General features: G+C 55.9%; 1 tRNA gene and 1 rRNA gene. Both read left to right on the plus strand.

Going from position 1 to position 222, the window contains the following annotated elements:
- Nucleotides 1–96, plus strand: a 5S ribosomal RNA gene (gene rrf, locus AC5O63_RS22520); the annotation flags it as partial.
- A gap of 31 nt (nucleotides 97–127) precedes the next feature.
- A tRNA-Asp gene (locus AC5O63_RS22525) sits at nucleotides 128–204 on the plus strand.
- Nucleotides 205–222 lie beyond the last annotated feature (18 nt).

Below are 222 nucleotides of genomic sequence, written 5' to 3' on the forward strand. Positions count from 1 at the left end.
GGACCCACCTGATTCCATGCCGAACTCAGAAGTGAAACGAATTAGCGCCGATGGTAGTGTGGGGCTTCCCCATGTGAGAGTAGGACATCGCCAGGCTTTAAATTTAGACTTAGAGTCTAACCAGTGCGGAGCGGTAGTTCAGTTGGTTAGAATACCGGCCTGTCACGCCGGGGGTCGCGGGTTCGAGTCCCGTCCGCTCCGCCACTTATTCCAGACCTCAGC

This window comes from Vibrio sp. SCP2, assembly GCF_059295395.1.